This window comes from Acinetobacter sp. NIPH 2699 (genome assembly GCF_022549355.1).
Taxonomy (GTDB): domain Bacteria; phylum Pseudomonadota; class Gammaproteobacteria; order Pseudomonadales; family Moraxellaceae; genus Acinetobacter.
On record NZ_JAKZGL010000016.1, the window covers coordinates 15,668 to 34,046 of the forward strand.

The 18,379-nt window shown below is 40.4% G+C and carries 19 protein-coding genes and 1 pseudogene; 4 read left to right on the forward strand and 16 right to left on the reverse strand.

Going from position 1 to position 18,379, the window contains the following annotated elements; all coding sequences use genetic code 11:
- Position 1: 1 nt before the first annotated feature.
- From tilS to ppx, 3 genes are all read right to left on the reverse strand, one after another.
- Positions 2-1,387, reverse strand: coding sequence for a tRNA lysidine(34) synthetase TilS (gene tilS, locus MMP72_RS13470; RefSeq protein ID WP_277606396.1), 1,386 nt, complete (start codon positions 1,385-1,387; stop codon positions 2-4).
- Positions 1,324-2,148: an acetyl-CoA carboxylase carboxyltransferase subunit alpha gene (locus MMP72_RS13475; protein ID WP_241318074.1), complete on the reverse strand. Its 825-nt coding sequence runs from the start codon at positions 2,146-2,148 to the stop codon at positions 1,324-1,326. The genes tilS and MMP72_RS13475 overlap by 64 nt, the downstream gene beginning before the upstream one ends.
- 100 nt (positions 2,149-2,248) lie before the next feature.
- Positions 2,249-3,769, reverse strand: coding sequence for an exopolyphosphatase (gene ppx, locus MMP72_RS13480; RefSeq protein WP_241318075.1), 1,521 nt, complete (start codon positions 3,767-3,769; stop codon positions 2,249-2,251).
- Positions 3,770-4,039: 270 nt separating this feature from the next.
- Between ppx and trxA the strand changes: the two genes are divergently transcribed.
- The 3 genes from trxA (at position 4,040) to MMP72_RS13495 (ending at position 6,595) form a co-directional block, all read left to right on the forward strand.
- A complete protein-coding gene (gene trxA, locus MMP72_RS13485) occupies positions 4,040-4,366 on the forward strand; it encodes a thioredoxin (RefSeq protein ID WP_130162797.1) in 327 nt (108 codons plus the stop codon).
- 321 nt (positions 4,367-4,687) lie between these two features.
- Entirely contained in the window at positions 4,688-5,956 is a 1,269-nt protein-coding gene (gene rho, locus MMP72_RS13490; protein WP_004672538.1) for a transcription termination factor Rho, read from the forward strand.
- Positions 5,957-6,355: 399 nt separating this feature from the next.
- Positions 6,356-6,595: a hypothetical protein gene (locus tag MMP72_RS13495; protein ID WP_241318077.1), complete on the forward strand. Its 240-nt coding sequence runs from the start codon at positions 6,356-6,358 to the stop codon at positions 6,593-6,595.
- A 100-nt stretch (positions 6,596-6,695) separates the two neighbouring features.
- On the opposite strand, the gene MMP72_RS13500 is transcribed toward MMP72_RS13495, so the two are convergent.
- The 3 genes from MMP72_RS13500 to pheS are packed head-to-tail and all read right to left on the reverse strand — an operon-like array spanning position 6,696 to position 10,399.
- A complete protein-coding gene (locus MMP72_RS13500; RefSeq protein WP_000126166.1) occupies positions 6,696-6,992 on the reverse strand; it encodes an integration host factor subunit alpha in 297 nt (98 codons plus the stop codon).
- A complete protein-coding gene (gene pheT / locus MMP72_RS13505) occupies positions 6,989-9,385 on the reverse strand; it encodes a phenylalanine--tRNA ligase subunit beta (protein ID WP_241318079.1) in 2,397 nt (798 codons plus the stop codon). The genes MMP72_RS13500 and pheT overlap by 4 nt, the downstream gene beginning before the upstream one ends.
- 33 nt (positions 9,386-9,418) lie before the next feature.
- Positions 9,419-10,399: a phenylalanine--tRNA ligase subunit alpha gene (gene pheS / locus MMP72_RS13510; RefSeq protein ID WP_241318081.1), complete on the reverse strand. Its 981-nt coding sequence runs from the start codon at positions 10,397-10,399 to the stop codon at positions 9,419-9,421.
- 156 nt (positions 10,400-10,555) lie between these two features.
- Between pheS and MMP72_RS13515 the strand changes: the two genes are divergently transcribed.
- Positions 10,556-11,554, forward strand: coding sequence for a hypothetical protein (locus MMP72_RS13515; protein ID WP_241318183.1), 999 nt, complete (start codon positions 10,556-10,558; stop codon positions 11,552-11,554).
- Here the strand turns inward: MMP72_RS13515 and MMP72_RS15895 are convergent.
- From MMP72_RS15895 to thrS, 10 genes and pseudogenes are all read right to left on the reverse strand, one after another.
- A complete protein-coding gene (locus MMP72_RS15895) occupies positions 11,539-11,664 on the reverse strand; it encodes a hypothetical protein (RefSeq protein ID WP_277606397.1) in 126 nt (41 codons plus the stop codon). The two genes, MMP72_RS13515 and MMP72_RS15895, sit on opposite strands and share 16 nt — an antisense overlap.
- A 193-nt stretch (positions 11,665-11,857) precedes the next feature.
- Positions 11,858-12,217, reverse strand: a complete 360-nt coding sequence (gene rplT / locus MMP72_RS13520) for a 50S ribosomal protein L20 (protein WP_241318083.1) — start codon at positions 12,215-12,217, stop codon at positions 11,858-11,860.
- 11 nt (positions 12,218-12,228) lie between these two features.
- On the reverse strand, positions 12,229-12,423 hold the full coding sequence (gene rpmI / locus MMP72_RS13525) for a 50S ribosomal protein L35 (protein ID WP_004278281.1): 195 nt from the start codon (positions 12,421-12,423) through the stop codon (positions 12,229-12,231).
- Positions 12,424-12,622: 199 nt separating this feature from the next.
- Positions 12,623-13,050, reverse strand: a pseudogene (locus MMP72_RS13530) (YqaA family protein).
- Positions 13,051-13,116: 66 nt separating this feature from the next.
- Positions 13,117-13,968, reverse strand: a complete 852-nt coding sequence (locus MMP72_RS13535) for an arylamine N-acetyltransferase (RefSeq protein ID WP_241318085.1) — start codon at positions 13,966-13,968, stop codon at positions 13,117-13,119.
- A 122-nt stretch (positions 13,969-14,090) separates the two neighbouring features.
- The gene (locus MMP72_RS13540) at positions 14,091-14,480 is read right to left on the reverse strand and encodes a hypothetical protein (protein WP_241318087.1); all 390 of its coding nucleotides are present in this window, start codon (positions 14,478-14,480) and stop codon (positions 14,091-14,093) included.
- Positions 14,480-15,097, reverse strand: coding sequence for a glutathione S-transferase N-terminal domain-containing protein (locus MMP72_RS13545; protein WP_241318089.1), 618 nt, complete (start codon positions 15,095-15,097; stop codon positions 14,480-14,482). Before MMP72_RS13545 ends, MMP72_RS13540 begins: the two co-directional genes overlap by 1 nt.
- Before the next feature lie 136 nt (positions 15,098-15,233).
- Positions 15,234-15,551, reverse strand: coding sequence for a hypothetical protein (locus MMP72_RS13550; RefSeq protein WP_241318091.1), 318 nt, complete (start codon positions 15,549-15,551; stop codon positions 15,234-15,236).
- A 148-nt stretch (positions 15,552-15,699) separates the two neighbouring features.
- Positions 15,700-16,251, reverse strand: coding sequence for a translation initiation factor IF-3 (infC, locus tag MMP72_RS13555; RefSeq protein ID WP_130162807.1), 552 nt, complete (start codon positions 16,249-16,251; stop codon positions 15,700-15,702).
- Positions 16,252-16,256: 5 nt separating this feature from the next.
- Entirely contained in the window at positions 16,257-18,179 is a 1,923-nt protein-coding gene (thrS, locus tag MMP72_RS13560) for a threonine--tRNA ligase (protein ID WP_241318093.1), read from the reverse strand.
- Positions 18,180-18,379 lie beyond the last annotated feature (200 nt).

The following is an 18,379-nucleotide window of genomic DNA, read 5'->3' on the forward strand; positions in this document are numbered from 1 at the left end:
CCTACTCGTCATGTGATAAAGACTGATGAAAAATACAGTCAGAAATTAAACTTGGTTGCCAACCGCCCTGTACCAGATACTCAGATTGCGCCAACCAAAAACCTTTTGGGCTAAAAACCCCAAGCATAACATTATCCACGACTAATATTTGAATTGTATGACGGAACCAAGGCAAAATCTGCGCGTCTTGAATAGCTTTTTTCAGCGGCCAATGCCCCACTCGGCCATACAGATGAATTTTCTCACCGCCTTGTCGCTTGATTAATTGCAAATTTTGACCTAGTAGGTTTGGAGAAAGCCCCAAATGCTGAGATTCAATTTTAAATTGCCCTGCCGCAACCTGAATAGATTGCCCCATTAAATAGACTTGAGAAATTTTATCAGGAATCGGGGAAACTTTTTCTGCATACAAAACCTCTTGCGTCAAACGATATAATTTTTTCTGATAACGCGCATAATAATATGGATGCACATGTAAAATCGCTTGGGCATCGGGTTTTGCTGCAATCACTTCTTGTTGTAAGCGCTGCACCATGTCATAACTTGGACGATATTGCGCATTGCCTTTCATCCAAGCTGAAAGCAATTGGCGTTGCCGTGCGAGTGATAATTTATCTAACTCAATTAAATTCAGTTCATCATCCGTTGCGCATTGCTGCCAATCATTTTGCAACACATCATCTAAAATCTCCGCAGCATCTTGCATGAGATAGCAACTACGTGCGACAGCCGATTGCATTTGAGGAAAACGATGTTGTAAGACATCCCACAAGACTTCTCGACACCATGCACGATCATAATGTGTATCCTGATTGCTTGGGTCCGTCACATAGTCAAGACCGATTTGTTGCGACCACTGTTCAATTTTCTCACGACTCAAATCTAAAAATGGCCGCCAAATAGTCATGTCCTGACGAATATCAATTTGCTGCATCGCAGCCAATCCATGGACACCTGCTCCAGAAAACAAGCGTAATAATAGCGTTTCAGCCTGATCTTGTTGATGATGCGCTAAAACCAAAATTTCATTGGGTTGTAAATGTTGTTGATAAGCTTGATAACGAGCTTGACGCGCTTGTTGTTCTAAATTGCCTGTTGCAACGTCTACTTGCTGAATAATGCACGGGATATTTAAAGCATCTGACTGCTGTTGTACAGCACTGCCCCATTCAGCACTCATTGATTGAAGTTGATGATCGACATAAATCGTACGAGTTTTCGTCGGAAAAAGTTCAGACATTAGAAACAGCAACAGCATGGAATCCATGCCGCCGCTACATCCAATTAGGAATTGAGTTTGTTCAGAAAAATGTTCTGTTTGCGCTAGGATGCGATGCCTAAATTGCTGCTGCCAAACTTCATTAAACGTTGATAACGCGCTTCGCATCGTGATTGAGCATCCATTGGTTGCAATTCATCCAAGGCTTGTTTTAACACATCTTTTAGGTCATGCATGACTTTTTCAGGCTGCAAATGTGCCCCCTCACCTTCATCCACAACGTATTCAACAATACCTATCGCTTTTAATTTATCAGCAGTCAAGGCAAGTGCTTCACTCGCTTGAGCAGCCTTATCTGCTGTTTTCCATAAAATCGAAGCACAGCCTTCAGGTGAAATCACCGAATAAATACTGTGTGAAAGCATGATCACACGATCAGCAACACCAATACCCAAAGCACCACCAGAACCGCCTTCACCCAGTACCGTTGCAATCACTGGCACCTTCAAACTGGACAATTGTGCCAAACTGGTTGCAATTGCTTCTGCCTGACCACGCTCTTCAGCACCAACACCTGGATAAGCACCCATGGTATCAACAAAAGTAAACACTGGTAAATTGAAGCGTTCGGCCATATCCAGTAACCGTTGTGACTTTCGATAACCTTCTGGATTACACATCCCAAAGTTATGTTGCAGTTTCTCACGCGTACCACGTCCACGATGTTGACCCACCACCATGACAGGTTGTCCGTCAAAACGAGCCAGACCGCCAATCATCGCGCCATCATCACCAAATAAACGATCACCATGAAGTGCATCAAATTCAGTAAAGATTTCACTCACATAATCGAGGAATTGCGGACGTTCAGGATGTCGCGCAATTTGAACCGTAGTCCAAGCCTTGGACTGAGTCGCTTTATTTTTCATAAGTCGTAAATAATCCCTAACAAGGATGCAAGGTCTGTTGACGCTTCCTATCAGTTATACACAAGTTGTGTTTTAAGTTGAAAGGTCAACAGCTCCTAAGTTAATCAACAAATTTATCTGACAAAATATGTAGGCCAATATTCCAATGCTTAAATTGCACTTGTTCGTCATGCAAATCCGCAACCAGTAACGGCCATTGTTTCGCATCGCCAGAAACACTCAATTGCCATTGTTGATCATTTACCACACTCAGTTCAATGGCAGGAAGCATCTGATCACTACGACTATGATTCAGTAGAACTGCGAGCCGAAGAATCATACAAAGATAAACCAAGTGCTGACTACCCACTTTTAATACATCATTTTTAGTATCTGCACGTAGCTTACGACGATGATGAGAAATCAAGTGTGAAAGATGGTTTTGGTCAATTTGTGAAAAACCGGGAATGTCTGAATGTTGTAATAAATAGGCACCATGACGGTGATAACCACCATGACTAATGGCCAATCCAATTTCATGTAAATAAGCCGCACGACGCAGTAAGTCACTGTCTTCAGTGGTTAAATGTAATGACTGAGCTACGCCATTAAACAAGTGCTGAGCCGTATTTACCACACGCTCTGCTTGTTTTGGGTCAGCATTGTAACGTCCCATCAATGCTTGAACGCTACGATCCCGAATATCTTCATGTTTGAATCGACCAAGCAAATCGTACATCACACCTTCACGTAATGCACCATCCGAATAAGCGAGTTTATCAATGTTTAATACATCAAAAATCGCATATAAAATCGCAAGCCCAGCTGGCAAAACTGCTCGACGATCTTCACGTAAACCGTCGAAATCAATTTCTGAAGTATGCTTAAACTTTAATAAACGATCTTTAAGCTTATATAGGCCATCATGAGTAAGATTTTCTTGTTCGTCACTCAAACCGAGGTTTATTAGGATTTGTCGACAGGCTTTAATGGTTCCACTCGAACCCACCACCGTATCCCAACCTTCCGTTTTATAGGTATTGGCAATACCTGACATTTCTTTACGTGCTGCAACCACAGCCTTATCAAAGGCCTTACTCGAAATCTCACCTTCTGCAAAGAAAGTTTTACTATAAGCGACACAGCCCATCTGCAAAGACTCGGTATAAATCGGCTCAAATTCTTCACCAATAATGAATTCGGTTGAACCACCACCAATATCAATGACTAAGCGTCGCCCACCATTGGCCATACTATGGGAAACCCCGAGGTAAATTAGACGTGCTTCTTCACGACCTGCAATAATTTCAATGGGTTTAGGCAAAATTTCAGCGGCTTTCTGAATAAACTCATGACCATTCTTGGCTTGTCTTAACGCATTGGTTGCAACAATCCTCAAACGATTTGGCGGCACTGAACTCAAACGACCAACAAAACGGGCTAAACAAGCCAAGCCACGCTGTTGAGCAGCTTCTGTTAAATTTTTATTTTCATCTAGCCCAGCAGCTAATTGTACTTTTTCTGACATTGAAGCAACTTTTTTAACTTCACCGTGATCAACACGAGCAATTGCAAGATGGAAACTATTTGATCCCATATCAATTGCAGCAAGTAATTCTTCATCAATCAGAAAATCAGACATTATTCATATAAACCCATGCTCAATTCACGCATTAGAGTAATTCACATGCTTACAATTTTAAAGTCATTTTAAACAATAAAACTCGCGTATTTTCGCTTTTTACATATAAATGATTGTTTAAGTCGATAATCGGTATCGCAAGCAACCATTAGACTTTTCACTTTCTAACTTGAATAATCAGAACAAACCCTTACATTGAATAAAGCGACAATGTAATATTCATTCTGATATTGAATTGATACTTTATTTCTTAAATTTGGAGCAACCCCCATGTCTGCGACTATTGTTAATACATCTGATGAGAACTTCCAAGCAGATGTTTTAGATGCTGAAACTCCCGTACTTGTTGACTTCTGGGCTGGCTGGTGTGCGCCTTGTAAAGCAATTGCACCCGTACTAGAAGACTTGTCAAACGAATATGCTGGAAAAGTAAAAATCGTTAAAGTTGATGTTACTGCATGTGAAGAAACAGCAGTAAAATACAATATCCGTAATATCCCAGCGTTATTGATGTTTAAAAATGGCGAAGTTGTTGATCAACAAGTAGGTGCAGCACCTCGTTCTAAACTTGCAGCATTTATTGACCAAAACATCTAATTAGATTGTATAACAATCAATTTGCGGAAATACGCTATCCATTGATTAGCGTATTCCTCCGTAAAAATTGACAAAGCAGTTGATTTCGTCTATATTTCTCGATCAAGAAGCTTTGAATGGAATCTACTTCATTGCGCTTCTTACACGATACAAAACATAAGATCGCCGCTCGGCAATAACAATTGTTTTCACATTTCTCTCTGAAACAATGAACCAGACTACTGGATCGTGATTGTTTAATACAATTACATCAGTATATATGCGGTCGATTTTTTCTTTCCCAACACAATCCTCCACTTATTCCATTCTGTCTGACCACTTATGAACTTAACTGAACTCAAGAAAAAACCCATTGGCGAACTCATTAAAATTGCGGAGTTTATGGGCCTTGAAGGCATGGCACGTAACCGTAAACAAGATATTATTTTTGCCATTTTAAAACGCCATGCAATGAATGGCGAAGAAATCTTTGGTGATGGCGTTCTAGAAATCCTTTCTGATGGCTTTGGTTTTTTACGATCTGCTGCTGGTTCATATTTAGCAGGGCCAGATGACATTTATGTCAGTCCATCACAAATTCGCCGTTTTAATTTACGTACGGGTGATACCATTACAGGTACGATTCGCCCACCGAAAGAAGGTGAACGTTATTTTGCTTTATTAAAAGTGAATCAAATTAACTATGACACACCAGAAAATTCCCGTAATAAGATTTTATTTGAAAACTTAACCCCATTATTCCCAACCGAACAAATGGTGATGGAACTTGGTAATGGTACAACTGAAGATCTCACCTCTCGTGTTGTCGATCTGGTTGCACCGATTGGTAAAGGTCAGCGTTCAATTATTGTTGCGCCGCCAAAAGCGGGTAAAACAATGCTTTTACAAAACATTGCTCAATCCATCGTCCGTAATAATCCAGAAGTCTTCTTAATTGTTTTATTAATTGATGAACGTCCAGAAGAAGTGACGGAAATGGAACGTACGGTTCGTGGCGAGGTTGTGGCATCAACATTTGATGAAGCCCCTGCTCGACATGTTCAAGTGGCCGAGATGGTTATTGAAAAAGCGAAACGTCTAGTCGAGCATAAAAAGGATGTTGTCATCCTGCTTGACTCGATTACTCGTTTAGCGCGTGCTTATAACACAGTCGTCCCGTCATCAGGCAAAGTGCTGACAGGTGGTCTGGATGCACATGCACTCGAACGTCCAAAACGTTTCTTTGGTGCTGCCCGTAATATCGAAGAAGGTGGTTCATTGACCATTATCTCTACAGCCTTGATTGAAACAGGCAGTAAGATGGATGATGTCATCTACGAAGAGTTTAAAGGTACAGGTAACCAAGAGATTACCCTTGATCGTCGTATCGCAGAAAAACGTGTCTTCCCTGCCATGAACATCAAAAAGTCTGGTACACGTCGTGAAGAGCGCTTAATGGGAGAAGATAACCTTCGTAAAGTTTGGATTTTACGTAAGTTACTTCACCCAATGGACGAACTTGCAGCGATGGAATTCCTACTGGATCGCATGAAAGAAACCAAGACCAATGATGATTTCTTCGACCAAATGAAGCGCAAAGCCGCAAACTAGATCGATGATTCGATGATCACAACAGCCACCTTTATGGTGGCTGTTGTGATTTGGTTGACATGCTTACATAACAGTTACAATCAAGCCCTCACTCCCACAAAAAATATCATCTATTTGATTTTTATATAGATAAAAAAATAATTATTGTTATTTATCTCTAGAATACCGATTTAAAAGCACCCATCCATAGTTATTTTCTATCAAAAAATAACCGATTTTTGTCTATTTTTGTCGTTTTGCTAGACAGAATAGTAGTAATTCATGATTTGCTTTGATAGGATAGCATCTGACTAGTTAGGCTGCTCCCTGCGTTGTTTCCTAAAATTTTTAGGAATAATAAAAGCACAAACAGACTAACTCAGGTTTTTTTTAATCTCACAATTTTATGAGAGTGATGCCATGTTATTCAAAAAATTCGCTGTTATTGCTGCTGTTGCAACTACTTTAGCTTTTGTTGGTTGCTCTAAGAAAGAAGATGCTGCTGCTACTGACGCAACTGCTGCTGCTTCTGAAGCTGTAGCTGCTGCTTCTGAAGCTGCTGTTGCTGCTTCTGAAGCTACTACTGAAGTTGAAGCTGCTGCTGAAGAAGTTGCTGCTGCTGCATCTGAAGTTGCTGTTGAAGCTTCTGCTGCTCAATAATCTAGTTTTAGATTAAAAAAAGAGAACCTTTCGGTTCTCTTTTTTTATGCCTAAAAATATGTCTGACTTTCTTACAACATTTCAGGCTTAAAAAAGCAGATCAATCGATCTGCTCATTTCCAACGCGCTGTCTAAATTTCTGACCCGCTCTGAAAGTGACAACTCGACGAGCAGAAATCGGAATCTCTTCTCCCGTCTTTGGATTACGCCCAGGACGCTCACGCTTATCACGTAACTCAAAATTCCCGAACCCTGAGAGTTTAACTTGTTCACCAGCAATCAATGCCTGGCTAATCTCGTCAAAAAACAACTCGACCATTTGTTTTGCTTCACGGCGATTTAAGCTGGTAAGTTCACTTAAATGGTCCGCCATATCTGCTTTTGTTAATGCTGTCATGAGGCCCTCAATGTCGCTTGATAAGTGTTTTCCAACACTTGAATAATGTTATCCATACCAGATTTGATTTCAGCATCTTCAAGCGTACGCGTTGGGTGTTGCCACAACAATGCAAAAGCTAAAGAGCGCTTGCCTTGTTCAACACCTTGCCCCGTATACACATCGAACAACCATGTAGAGTCAAGTAACTCACCCCCAGTTTGTTCAATCATGCGCTGAATATCTTTCACCACAATCTTATCAGAGATTAAAAGCGCAATATCACGTCTAACCGATGGAAAACGTGATAATTCTGTAAAATTAGATACATAAGATTGCAAAACTGCCTGTTGATCCAATTCAGCGACCCAAGTTGTACCCTGAGTAGCATTGCTACGCAAGAGCTCGTCCTCAAGTGATGGATGTAAACGACCGAGATAACCAATCGACTGTCCATCGACCAAGATTTCAGCTGATTGTCCTGGATGTAACCACGCTCGCTCGGTTCGAACGAACTCAGCCTTTACCCGACCAGCAGCCAAAATTTCTTCAACTTCGCCTTTAAAATCAAAGAAATCCATTGCAGTTGGCTTAGCATGCCAAGATTCAGGCACCTGCGAGCCTACTGCGATAAGCGCTAATGTTGGAATCTGCTTAAGGTCATGAATATTTTTCGCATTTTGATAGTCAAAACGCAAGCCCAACTCAAAAAAACGTACACGATGTTGTTGACGATTCAAGTTATATTGCACACAAGGAATCAAGCTAGACAATAGTGTGCTACGCATTGCCGCCAAATCACTTGAAATTGGATTGGCAAGCATGAGTGGCTGGACATTTGGATTGAGTTGTTTTTCCAATTTTGCATCGGCAAAACTAAAGCTAATCGCTTCTTGATAACCCAAAGTTGCAACAGTTTGACGCAATTGTGCAATATCAAAACCATCTTGATACGTCTTCAACGTCACATCTATTTTTGGCAAACTGATTTGAATATTGTCATAGCCATGAATACGTGCAATCTCTTCAATAAGATCTTGATAAATCACCATATCATAACGATGTGAAGGTGGTGTCACACACCATTGACCTTCAGCTTTAGTCTCTACAACACAGCCAAGCCGTGTTAAAGCATCAGCGATAAACTCACCTGAAATTTCATAACCAAGCAATTGATCGACTTGCGCTTGTTGCAATTCAATTGCTTCACGCTTCGGTAACAATGCAGCTTGTTCAGCGACCGTGATTGGACCAAATTCACCACTAGCAAAGGCTTGAATCAGTTCACAAGCACGATGCATTGCGATCATTGGCAACTCAAAGTCCACACCGCGTTCATAACGCTGTGAGGAATCGGTATGCAAACCAAAACGACGCGCACGGCCTGCAATGGCTAAAGGTGCAAAGAATGCACTTTCGAGGAAAATATCTTGGGTATCATCGGTAACCGATGAATCTAAACCGCCCATGATTCCAGCAATCGCCAAAACTTTTTGATCATCGGCAATGACCATCATGTCATCTTGCAATTCTACGTCTTGATCATTCAACAACGTTAATTTTTCTTGTGGCTGAGCTTGACGCACTTGAATCGAACCTTCGATTTTTGCCAAATCAAAAGCATGCATCGGCTGCCCCAACTCAAGCAACACATAGTTGGTGATATCGACCAAAATACTATGGGTACGAATACCTGAATGTGCCAATGCTTGTTGCATCCACTCAGGTGTTGGCGCTTTCACATTCACATTTTTAACAATACGCCCCAAATAGCGTGGTGTACCTTCAGTCGTAATCGATACTGATTTTTCATCGCTAATGCTTGCAGAAATGGCCTGAATCACTGGTTCATTAACATTCAATTTATTAATGACTGCAATTTCACGAGCAATACCACGAATACTAAAACAGTCACCACGATTTGGTGTGATGCTAATATCAATCACATTGTCATCGAGTTTTAAATATTCACGGATATTCATCCCCACTGGTGCATCAGTAGGCAATTCCAATAAACCATCAATTTTATCTTCTAAATCAATTTCAGAAGCACCACAGAGCATCCCTTGTGATTCCACACCACGCAGTTTACCTTTTTTAATTTTAAAATCGCCTGGCAATACTGCACCAATCGTCGCAACAGGTGCTTTCATTCCTGCGCGTACATTCGGCGCACCACATACGATCTGTAGTGGATCACCTGAACCAATATTCACTGTGGTCACACGTAAGCGATCTGCATCTGGATGTTGCTCAACTGTGAGGACCTCACCAACCACCACCCCTGTAAACGGTTTTGCCACAGGCGCTAATTCGTCAACCTCTAGACCAAGCATGGTCAATTGATCAGAAAGTGTCTCGCTATCAATGGCTGGATTTACCCACGTGCGTAACCAATTTTCACTAATTTTCATTTGTATAAACCTTATTTAATCCTGAAAAAATGTTTAGGCAAACTGGCGTAAAAAACGCACATCATTTTGGTAGAACATACGCAAATCATTAATGCCATAACGCAACATTGCAAAACGCTCTACCCCTAAACCAAAAGCAAAGCCTTTGTATTTATCAGGATCAATCCCTGCGGCACGCAGTACATTTGGGTGCACCATGCCACAACCTAAAACCTCTAACCAACGGCCACGCTCATCCATAATATCCACTTCGGCACTCGGCTCTGTGAACGGGAAATAAGATGGACGGAAACGTACTTTCAAATCTTTTTCGAAGAATTCATTGAGTAGATTAATCAATAAACCTTTTAACTCAGCAAAACTGGTATTTTCAGCAACGTATAAGCCTTCTATCTGATGGAACATCGGAGAGTGAGTTTGATCCGAGTCACAACGGTAGACACGGCCAGGGCACACGATACGAATCGGTGGCTGATTGCTTTCCATGGTACGAATCTGAACACCCGAAGTATGGGTACGAAGTAAATGTGTCGCATCAAAATAGAATGTGTCATGCATGGCACGAGCTGGATGATGCCCCGGAATATTTAAAGCTTCAAAGTTATGATAATCGTCTTCAACTTCAGGGCCATGTGCAACTTGGAAACCCGCTTTAGTAAAGAATTGGCAAATACGCTCTTGCACTTGAGTAACCGGATGGATACTTCCCATACGCTGACCACGACCAGGTAAAGTAATATCGATCGTTTCACTTGCTAATTTTTTTGCAAGTTCAGCTTGCTGTAACGTCTGTTGGCGCTCAGTCAATGCAGCATTGATTGCTTCACGAACAGCGTGGATCGCAGCACCTTGTACTTTTCGCTCTTCAGGATCCATTTTTCCAAGTGCTTTCGACTGTTCTGCAAGCTGGCTTTTCTTCCCTGTAAATTGAACTCGTACTTGATCGAGTGCAGCAAGGTCTTGAGCCGCTGCAATGGCAGCAAGCGCTTCAGTGGTCAGGGCTTCCAGTGACATAGTAACTCTCAAAGCAACAAATGATAGAAATATAATAAAACGCTATAGTTTATCAGCTTTTTATCTATTTTTTGAAGATTAAGCCGATTGAAAAAACATATACCGCAACAATTTGATAAAATCACCAGTACCGCTAAAAAACCAAGAGTAAAAACAATGGCGCTCGATCAAATCTGGAAAGTACAATTGACGCTTGTCACTTATGGCAATGAGTTTTTACAGCAAGACTTAGACTTTAATGATTGGGTTAACCACCCTGTTTTTGCTCAACATCATTTGGTTTTTCGTGATTTAGCCTCGCAACAGCTTTTAGCACAACATTTTCAAGTTTGGTTAGAAGCATTAAAACAACAAGGAGTGGATAAATTAAGTCTCCATAATTCAAATATTTTGCAGGATGAAAGTAATCCCAATGCAAACGTTGAATTGCTCCCCTACGCTCACTTTATTGTCAGTCATCAAAAAAAGAATAAAACAGCATGGATTTGCGGTCATGAACTTGCGGAATGGTACCTTCAAGACTACCCATTTGCAGCGCCTTCGGCACAACAAATTAAGCTCCGACAAGAGATTTTTTGGCGCTATCCTCTCAATGAAAAACTGACGAAAAAAGTTGTTTCAGATTTAAAAACCAATGATTGGCATGAAATAGAAAAGTATATTGAAAGTGAAATTTTTAATCATCAATATGCTGAAGACTTCGCGGAACCTGAGCAACAAGATTTACCTTATTATGGTTATACACTAGATCAAAGTCATACGCAGAGTTCAATGCTGGCTATTATTCCAACCCATTATCAAGCAGACTCAGCCCATCAATTGATGCATCGCATGTCTGCACTAACAGACTTTATTGAGAATCAACGCCGCAATCCATATAGTGCTGAAGGAGACATCATTAGTCCCGAACAGCAAATCGATTTGCGCAAATTTGTCCAAAAAACTGATGATGTATTTGGCAGACTTATCACCAAGATTGCCAATCATTATAAAAATATTGATTTTGAAATGCCGATGGAACCTTATGATCGGACGATGGATGTTCCAATCGCATCAGATCCCACAAATCAGCATAAGGCCAATCATTCCAGCGTAATTAAACTGGTGCTGATCACCGTTGTGATCTGTATTTTGGCTTATTATTTTGGGCTGTAATACTCAGTATAATCCAGCTCATCTTCATCAATATTGATAAAATCTGGTTCAGGTGTTTGCTCAAATTTAAATGCTGTATCAAACCATTGACTTAATTCACTTTTATCCACTACATGACTTTGTTTAGGAATATGCCAAAAGAAATAGAGATATTGAAATATTTGCCTTGTTGAGTTTCTTGCACTAAATCCGTTAGAAATTTTGTATCATTCATATTATTTTTTATTGATTTTATATACTTAAAACTCATCTGCTCAAAATAAAAAAGACCGCTAAAAAGCGGCCTCTTTTGAATCTCTAAGCTTATGCAGCTAATGCACCTTTAGCTTTTTCAGCTAAAGCAGCAAATGCAACTGCATCATGCATAGCGATGTCAGCTAATACACGACGGTCGATGATCACTTGAGCTTTTTTCAAGCCATTAATCATGCGGCTATAAGACAAACCGTTAAGACGAGCACCAGCATTGATACGCGCAATCCATAAAGCACGGAATTGACGTTTCTTCTGACGGCGGTCACGGTAAGCATATTGACCAGCTTTGATTACTGCTTGGAACGCTACGCGATAAACGCGTGAACGAGCACCATAGTAACCTTTAGCGCGAGCAAGAATTTTTTTGTGACGACGATGCGCCACTACACCACGTTTTACACGAGCCATTTATAATCTCCTTAGATGTATGGGCACATACGACGAACTGATGCAACATCACTTACGTGAACCATTACACAGCCGCGCAATTGACGAATACGCTTAGCAGATTTTTTGGTCAAAATGTGGCGTTTGAACGCTTGTTTACGCTTAAAACCGTTAGCAGTCGCTTTAAAGCGTTTAGCTGCACCACGGCGAGTTTTCATCTTAGGCATAACAACCTCTTTTGAACACCTGTTCGGAACGTTTGCACCATTGCAAAAACGACCTGCAGGTAAGGGAGGCAATACTATATAGCATTTTTGATTAAAACTAAAGCAAAAATTATGTGTTGAAGGCTGACCATTCAATATACTTATACAAATTTGATAAAGCCCTCAAGATCCCCCTTAATAACCTTATAGATAGCGAAATCTAGCTAAACAAGCCTAAATACAACGCATACATAAATAGATAACGCCCACCTTTAGCAATCGTCACAATCAGTAAAAATCGTCCAAACTTTTCTTTCATTAACCCTGCAATCAAGGTGATCGGGTCACCAATCACAGGCACCCAACTCAACAGCAATGAATAAAAACCATATTTATGATAAATCTGTTGAGCTTGCTCTAAACGAGGCTGAGAAACTGGAAACCATTTTTATCTTTAAAATGTTCTATTTTTAATCCTAGCCACCAATTCACACACGAACCAAGCACATTACCAATGGTTGCCACAAGGAGTAAATAAAATGGATTTGAAAGGCCTTGAATCAGCAGTGTCATTAAGACTGCTTCTGATTGCAAAGGGAGTAACGTTGCAGCCCCAAAAGCGGATATAAACAATAAGAAATAGGACATCAATTCGAAATTTCACGCAGACTTGGCCAAAGCATACAGGCAATACCCAAACAATATAACGTGAAATTATTGATTCAAAGCTAATTTTTCCCACACCTGCTTCAATTTATCCTGATTTATATCAATTTGAAAAATAGTTTTTATCGTTTCCTCAAAATCACTAAACGTGGATAAAACCTTTTTGTCTGACCTCTCTTTACCATGCACCCTTAATACACGGTCTTTTAAAGTCATTCTGGTATCTGAGTTGGCAGTGAATAGCATCAAATGCTGTGTAAACAATGATTCAGGTGATGTGGAAATATACCAATTTGCGATCACAGCATCGGCTGCGGCAATCTTTTGCTCAGGATGAATCGCATAGACATTGACCCATTCATCATGCAGAAAAACTTGCAACATATATTTCATTTCCGTCAGTAGCGCGTCATCAATGCCACACTCAGTAACATCTACAAATTTAAAAGGCTCTAATGCTGTTGGTTGCATTTCACCAATCGCCTCAAAAGACAAAATTGTTGTCGGTGTCATACCACCAAAGCCGGGATCATATAAAAATAATTGCTGATTAATCCGAACCAGCGTCACCAAATGAGTACGGACGGGAGCTACGGTATGGATACTTTGATAATACACTCGACCTAATACATTATAAGCATCATACCCCAGTTCAGTTAATGCAATCCTAGTCAGGGTACTGTGCTCTAAACAATAGCCTTCTCGATTTTCAAGTAATAACTTCTGAGCGAGTTGATCAGGATCTAATGAAACATCCTCTCCTAAAAAAGAAGAAATATTACCAAAAGGGATATGCTGCACATGCAAGCTTAATAATGTCTTTAAATTATCCTGCGTTGGTACGAAGTCCCCTTCAAAACCAAGTTTATTTAAATAGTAGGCTGAAATGGTTTGCTTCATGACTAGGTAAACTTTTTTGAGATTAAGCTATCGTATAATGATCACACCGATTTTAGTTTAAAAATTACACAACTAATAAAATAATCATTCACACCATGATTAGAACATAGTTCTTGAAATGCCTAATTCTTCATCCGAGCTGTCTTGGATCGAACAACATAAGTCAGGATTGAGAAAAGAAATGGAAAAATAAAAGCCATCCAAAATGCAATATCAGACTTTATAATTTTTTGGAGCACGGATAATTGAATATCCCCATCGGCAACAGCAACCCAATCAATGGATACAGTATGATAAAGATAAGTCTTGAAGATCAAATATAAACTCAAAAAAGCAACTAAAAGTATAAATCCTAAACTACCCATCAGAATAAAGGCGAGGACACCCAAGCCATCTACAGAATATAGCTCTTGTAGCATTCCTGACAGGACTGCTGTAATAAACATCAATCCCATCGCAATCGCCGAATGTTTTAAATAAACATCCCATCTAACGTTTTTATTAAAAACCATCAAACTTTAATCGATAGCGCTTTTTGGATCGCAGGACGAGCGGTTAAACGTTCCATATAATCTTGTACATATGGATAATCTTCAAGTTGAATCCCTTGCCATTCATAACGCAATGCCCAAGGTAAAATCGCCATATCCGCAATCGAGTATTCACCTGCTACAAACGTCTGACCAATCAACTGTTTATTCAAAACGGCATAGAGACGCTTGGTTTCATTGATATAACGATCCGTCGCATAAGGAATACGCTCAGGCGCAAACTTGTTGAAATGATGGTTCTGACCAAGCATTGGGCCAAAGCCACCCATTTGCCACATCAGCCACTGTTCAACTTCAACACGTTCTTGCTCATCATCTGGATAGAATAAACCGGTCTTTCGACCCAAATATTGTAGGATTGCACCCGATTCAAATACAGAAATGGGTCCACCTCGTGGTCCATTCTGATCAACAATCGCAGGAATTTTATTATTCGGAGAAATCCTTAAAAAGTCAGGCTGGAACTGATCATTCTCTAAAATATTGATGGGGAAAATTTGATAGGCAAGCCCCATTTCTTCTAAAGCAATTGTTATTTTATGCCCATTGGGTGTACCCCAATAATATAAGTCAATCATTTATATTATCCTATTCATCGTTATCATGACTGTTTATGGCGTTATAGCATATTTAATCCGTTCTTCGTATTATTCAAATACGAAACAAAACAATAAAGTACATCTTTTCAAATGGGCTGATGAGATGAAAGGAAAACTACTGGTTTGCTAAGTATGCTTTGGCTTTTTCACCCACAAATTGTCGCCCTGCATTTTCGCCATTGATCCATTCTTCAACTGTAAATAAATCGAACAATCCGACTTTAACTAAAGTTGGAATAGCCAGCGCTAACTCCTGTTCAACCTCACCACGTACGCCCGCATTATATAAGCTGATATTGTGCAACATCGTGGCCACAGTCCCCGTTTGAACCCGACTGCCATCTTTTAATCTGACTTGCGGTAACACTTCTCCATCCTGTACCACTTTTTGATTTATTTCAGACAATTCATGTGTACCATTTATTGTAGACATTTGCGCGAACCCTCACGAAAATAGTTTAATTTTCCAGTAAATTTACCATGACTAAACTTTAATATTTGATGATTCTCGTTACAACTCTTAAATATTTTTTGCATAAAAAAGCACCGCTTATTGCGGTGCTTTTTCTATCAAGAAAAAATTACTTTTTCTTTTTCGGGCCAAGCAACATGCCCATTTGACGGCCTTCCATTTTTGGAGCTTGTTCAACAACGCCAAATTCAGCCACATCGCCCTCAATTTTTTGCAATTGAGCTAAACCAAGCTGTTGGTGTGCCATTTCACGGCCACGGAAACGTAAGGTGATTTTCACTTTATTTCCCTCTTCAAGGAAACGTAAAATTGCACGCAATTTCACTTGATAATCACCTACATCCGTCGCAGGACGTAACTTGATTTCTTTCACTTGCACTTGATGCTGTTTTTTCTTCGCATCTTTTTGCTTTTGCTTTAAGTCAAATAAGTGCTTGTTGTAGTCCATGATTTTACAAACAGGAGGTTCTGCATTAGCAACGATCTCAACAAGGTCAAGATGGGCTTCTTCAGCAGCACGCAACGCTTCAGTTAATGAAACGACTCCTTTTTGCTCACCATCTGCAGCAACGAGACGTACTTCTTTCGCACGAATCTCATCGTTAATCGCTGGACGGTTACTTTTAGCACCTTGTTGTTGGTTACGGTCAGGCTGTTTAATCTTTATTACTCCACGATATACCGGCCACGTTCGGCAACGGCAGATTTCACTAAGTCAATAAATGCATCCACTGACATAGTACCTAAATTTTTTCCTGAGCGAGTTCGTACATTGACTGTACCTTCTTCAACTTCTCGATCACCAAGAACCAGAAGATAAGGAATACGCTCTAGGGTACGCTCACGAATCTTAAATCCGATCTTTTCATTTCTCAAGTCAGAAATCGCACGAAGACCATTTCCCTTGAGTTTTGCGACCACTTGTTCACATGCTTCTGCCTGTGAATCAGTAATATTCATGACACACGCTTGAATTGGTGCAAGCCATGGTGGCATGAAACCCGCGTAGTGTTCAATCAGTATACCAATAAAACGTTCGAAACTGCCAAGAATTGCACGATGTAACATGACTGGTTGATCACGTTCATTATCTTCAGTCACGTAAGAAGCATCTAAACGAATCGGCAAGTTGAAATCACATTGGATTGTACCGCATTGCCATACACGACCTAAGCAATCTTTCAATGAAAATTCAATTTTCGGGCCATAAAATGCCCCCTCACCTGGTTGTAAGTCCCAAGCTAGACCAGCATCATCAAGTGCATCTGCCAAAGATTTTTCAGCGATATCCCAAAGTGCATCATCACCCACACGTTTTTCTGGACGTGTTGACAATTTCATTTGTACGTCTTCAAAACCAAAATCTTTATAAACATCTAACGTCAGTTTGATAAAGTCAGCAACTTCCTTGCCGATTTGCTCTTTAGTACAGAAAATATGCGCATCATCTTGCGTAAAGCCACGAACACGCATAATACCGTGTAAAGAACCTGATGGCTCATTACGATGACAAGAACCAAACTCAGCTAGGCGAATTGGTAAATCACGGTAAGATTTCAAACCTTGGTTAAACACTTGAACGTGACATGGACAGTTCATTGGCTTTACCGCATAGTTACGGCTTTCTGAATGCGTCGTAAACATGTTTTCTGCGTAGTTTGCGGCATGTCCAGATTTTTCCCACAGAGTAAAATCTACAATTTGTGGCGTCTTAATTTCTAAGTAACCGTGGTCTTGTTGAACTTTACGCATGTATTGTTCAAGCACTTGATAAATCGTCCAGCCGTTCGGATGCCAGAACACCATACCGGGTGCTTCTTCTTGCATATGGAACAAGTCTAATGCTTTACCAATTTTACGGTGGTCACGCTTTTCAGCTTCTTCAATACGTTTAATATAAGCAGCTAACTGTTTTTTATCTGCCCACGCTGTACCATAAATACGTTGTAGTTGTTCATTCTTCGCATCACCACGCCAGTAAGCACCAGAGATTTTAGTGAGCTTGAATGATTTTAAGAATTTGGTGTTGGGTACGTGTGGACCACGACACATATCCAAATAATCTTGATGGTAGTACAAGCCCATTTCAGTTTCATTCGGCATGTCTGCAATCAAGCGTAATTTGTATTCTTCGCCACGCGCTGTAAATTCAGCAACAACGTCGTCACGTGGTGTCATTTTCTTAATCACGTCATAATCTTGATCGATGAGCTTTTTCATGCGCTCTTCAATCGCAGCCATATCATCCAATGTAAATGGACGTGGCATCCAGATGTCGTAGTAGAAACCTTCTTCGATCACAGGACCGATCACCATTTTCGCTTCAGGGAACAATTGCTTAACAGCATGTCCAACAAGGTGCGCACATGAGTGACGAATAATGTCTAAACCTTCTTCATCTTTCGGTGTAATAATCTGAACTGTTGCATCGTCTGTGATGAGATCACAAGCATCCACCAAGCGATCATTGATACGGCCTGCTACAGTATTTTTTGCAAGACCCGGACCAATGCTTTGAGCTAGTTCCATGACGGAAATCGGATGATCAAACTGTTTCTGATCACCATTTGGCAAAGTAATGATTGGCATAATAAAATCCTTAAGGAGTGATGCCCTCTACGAAGGAGCATATCACCGCGAGATTATGTATTGAGGAGAACCTCAAAAGATAAAAAACGGCGGATAAAAAGTATCGAAGATTTTACACAGGTTTAGGCTAGGATGAAACCTTTGTGTCAGAAAAACCCAAGTTCATTCAAGGTTTCCTCTCAGACTAAAGCCTAAATGAT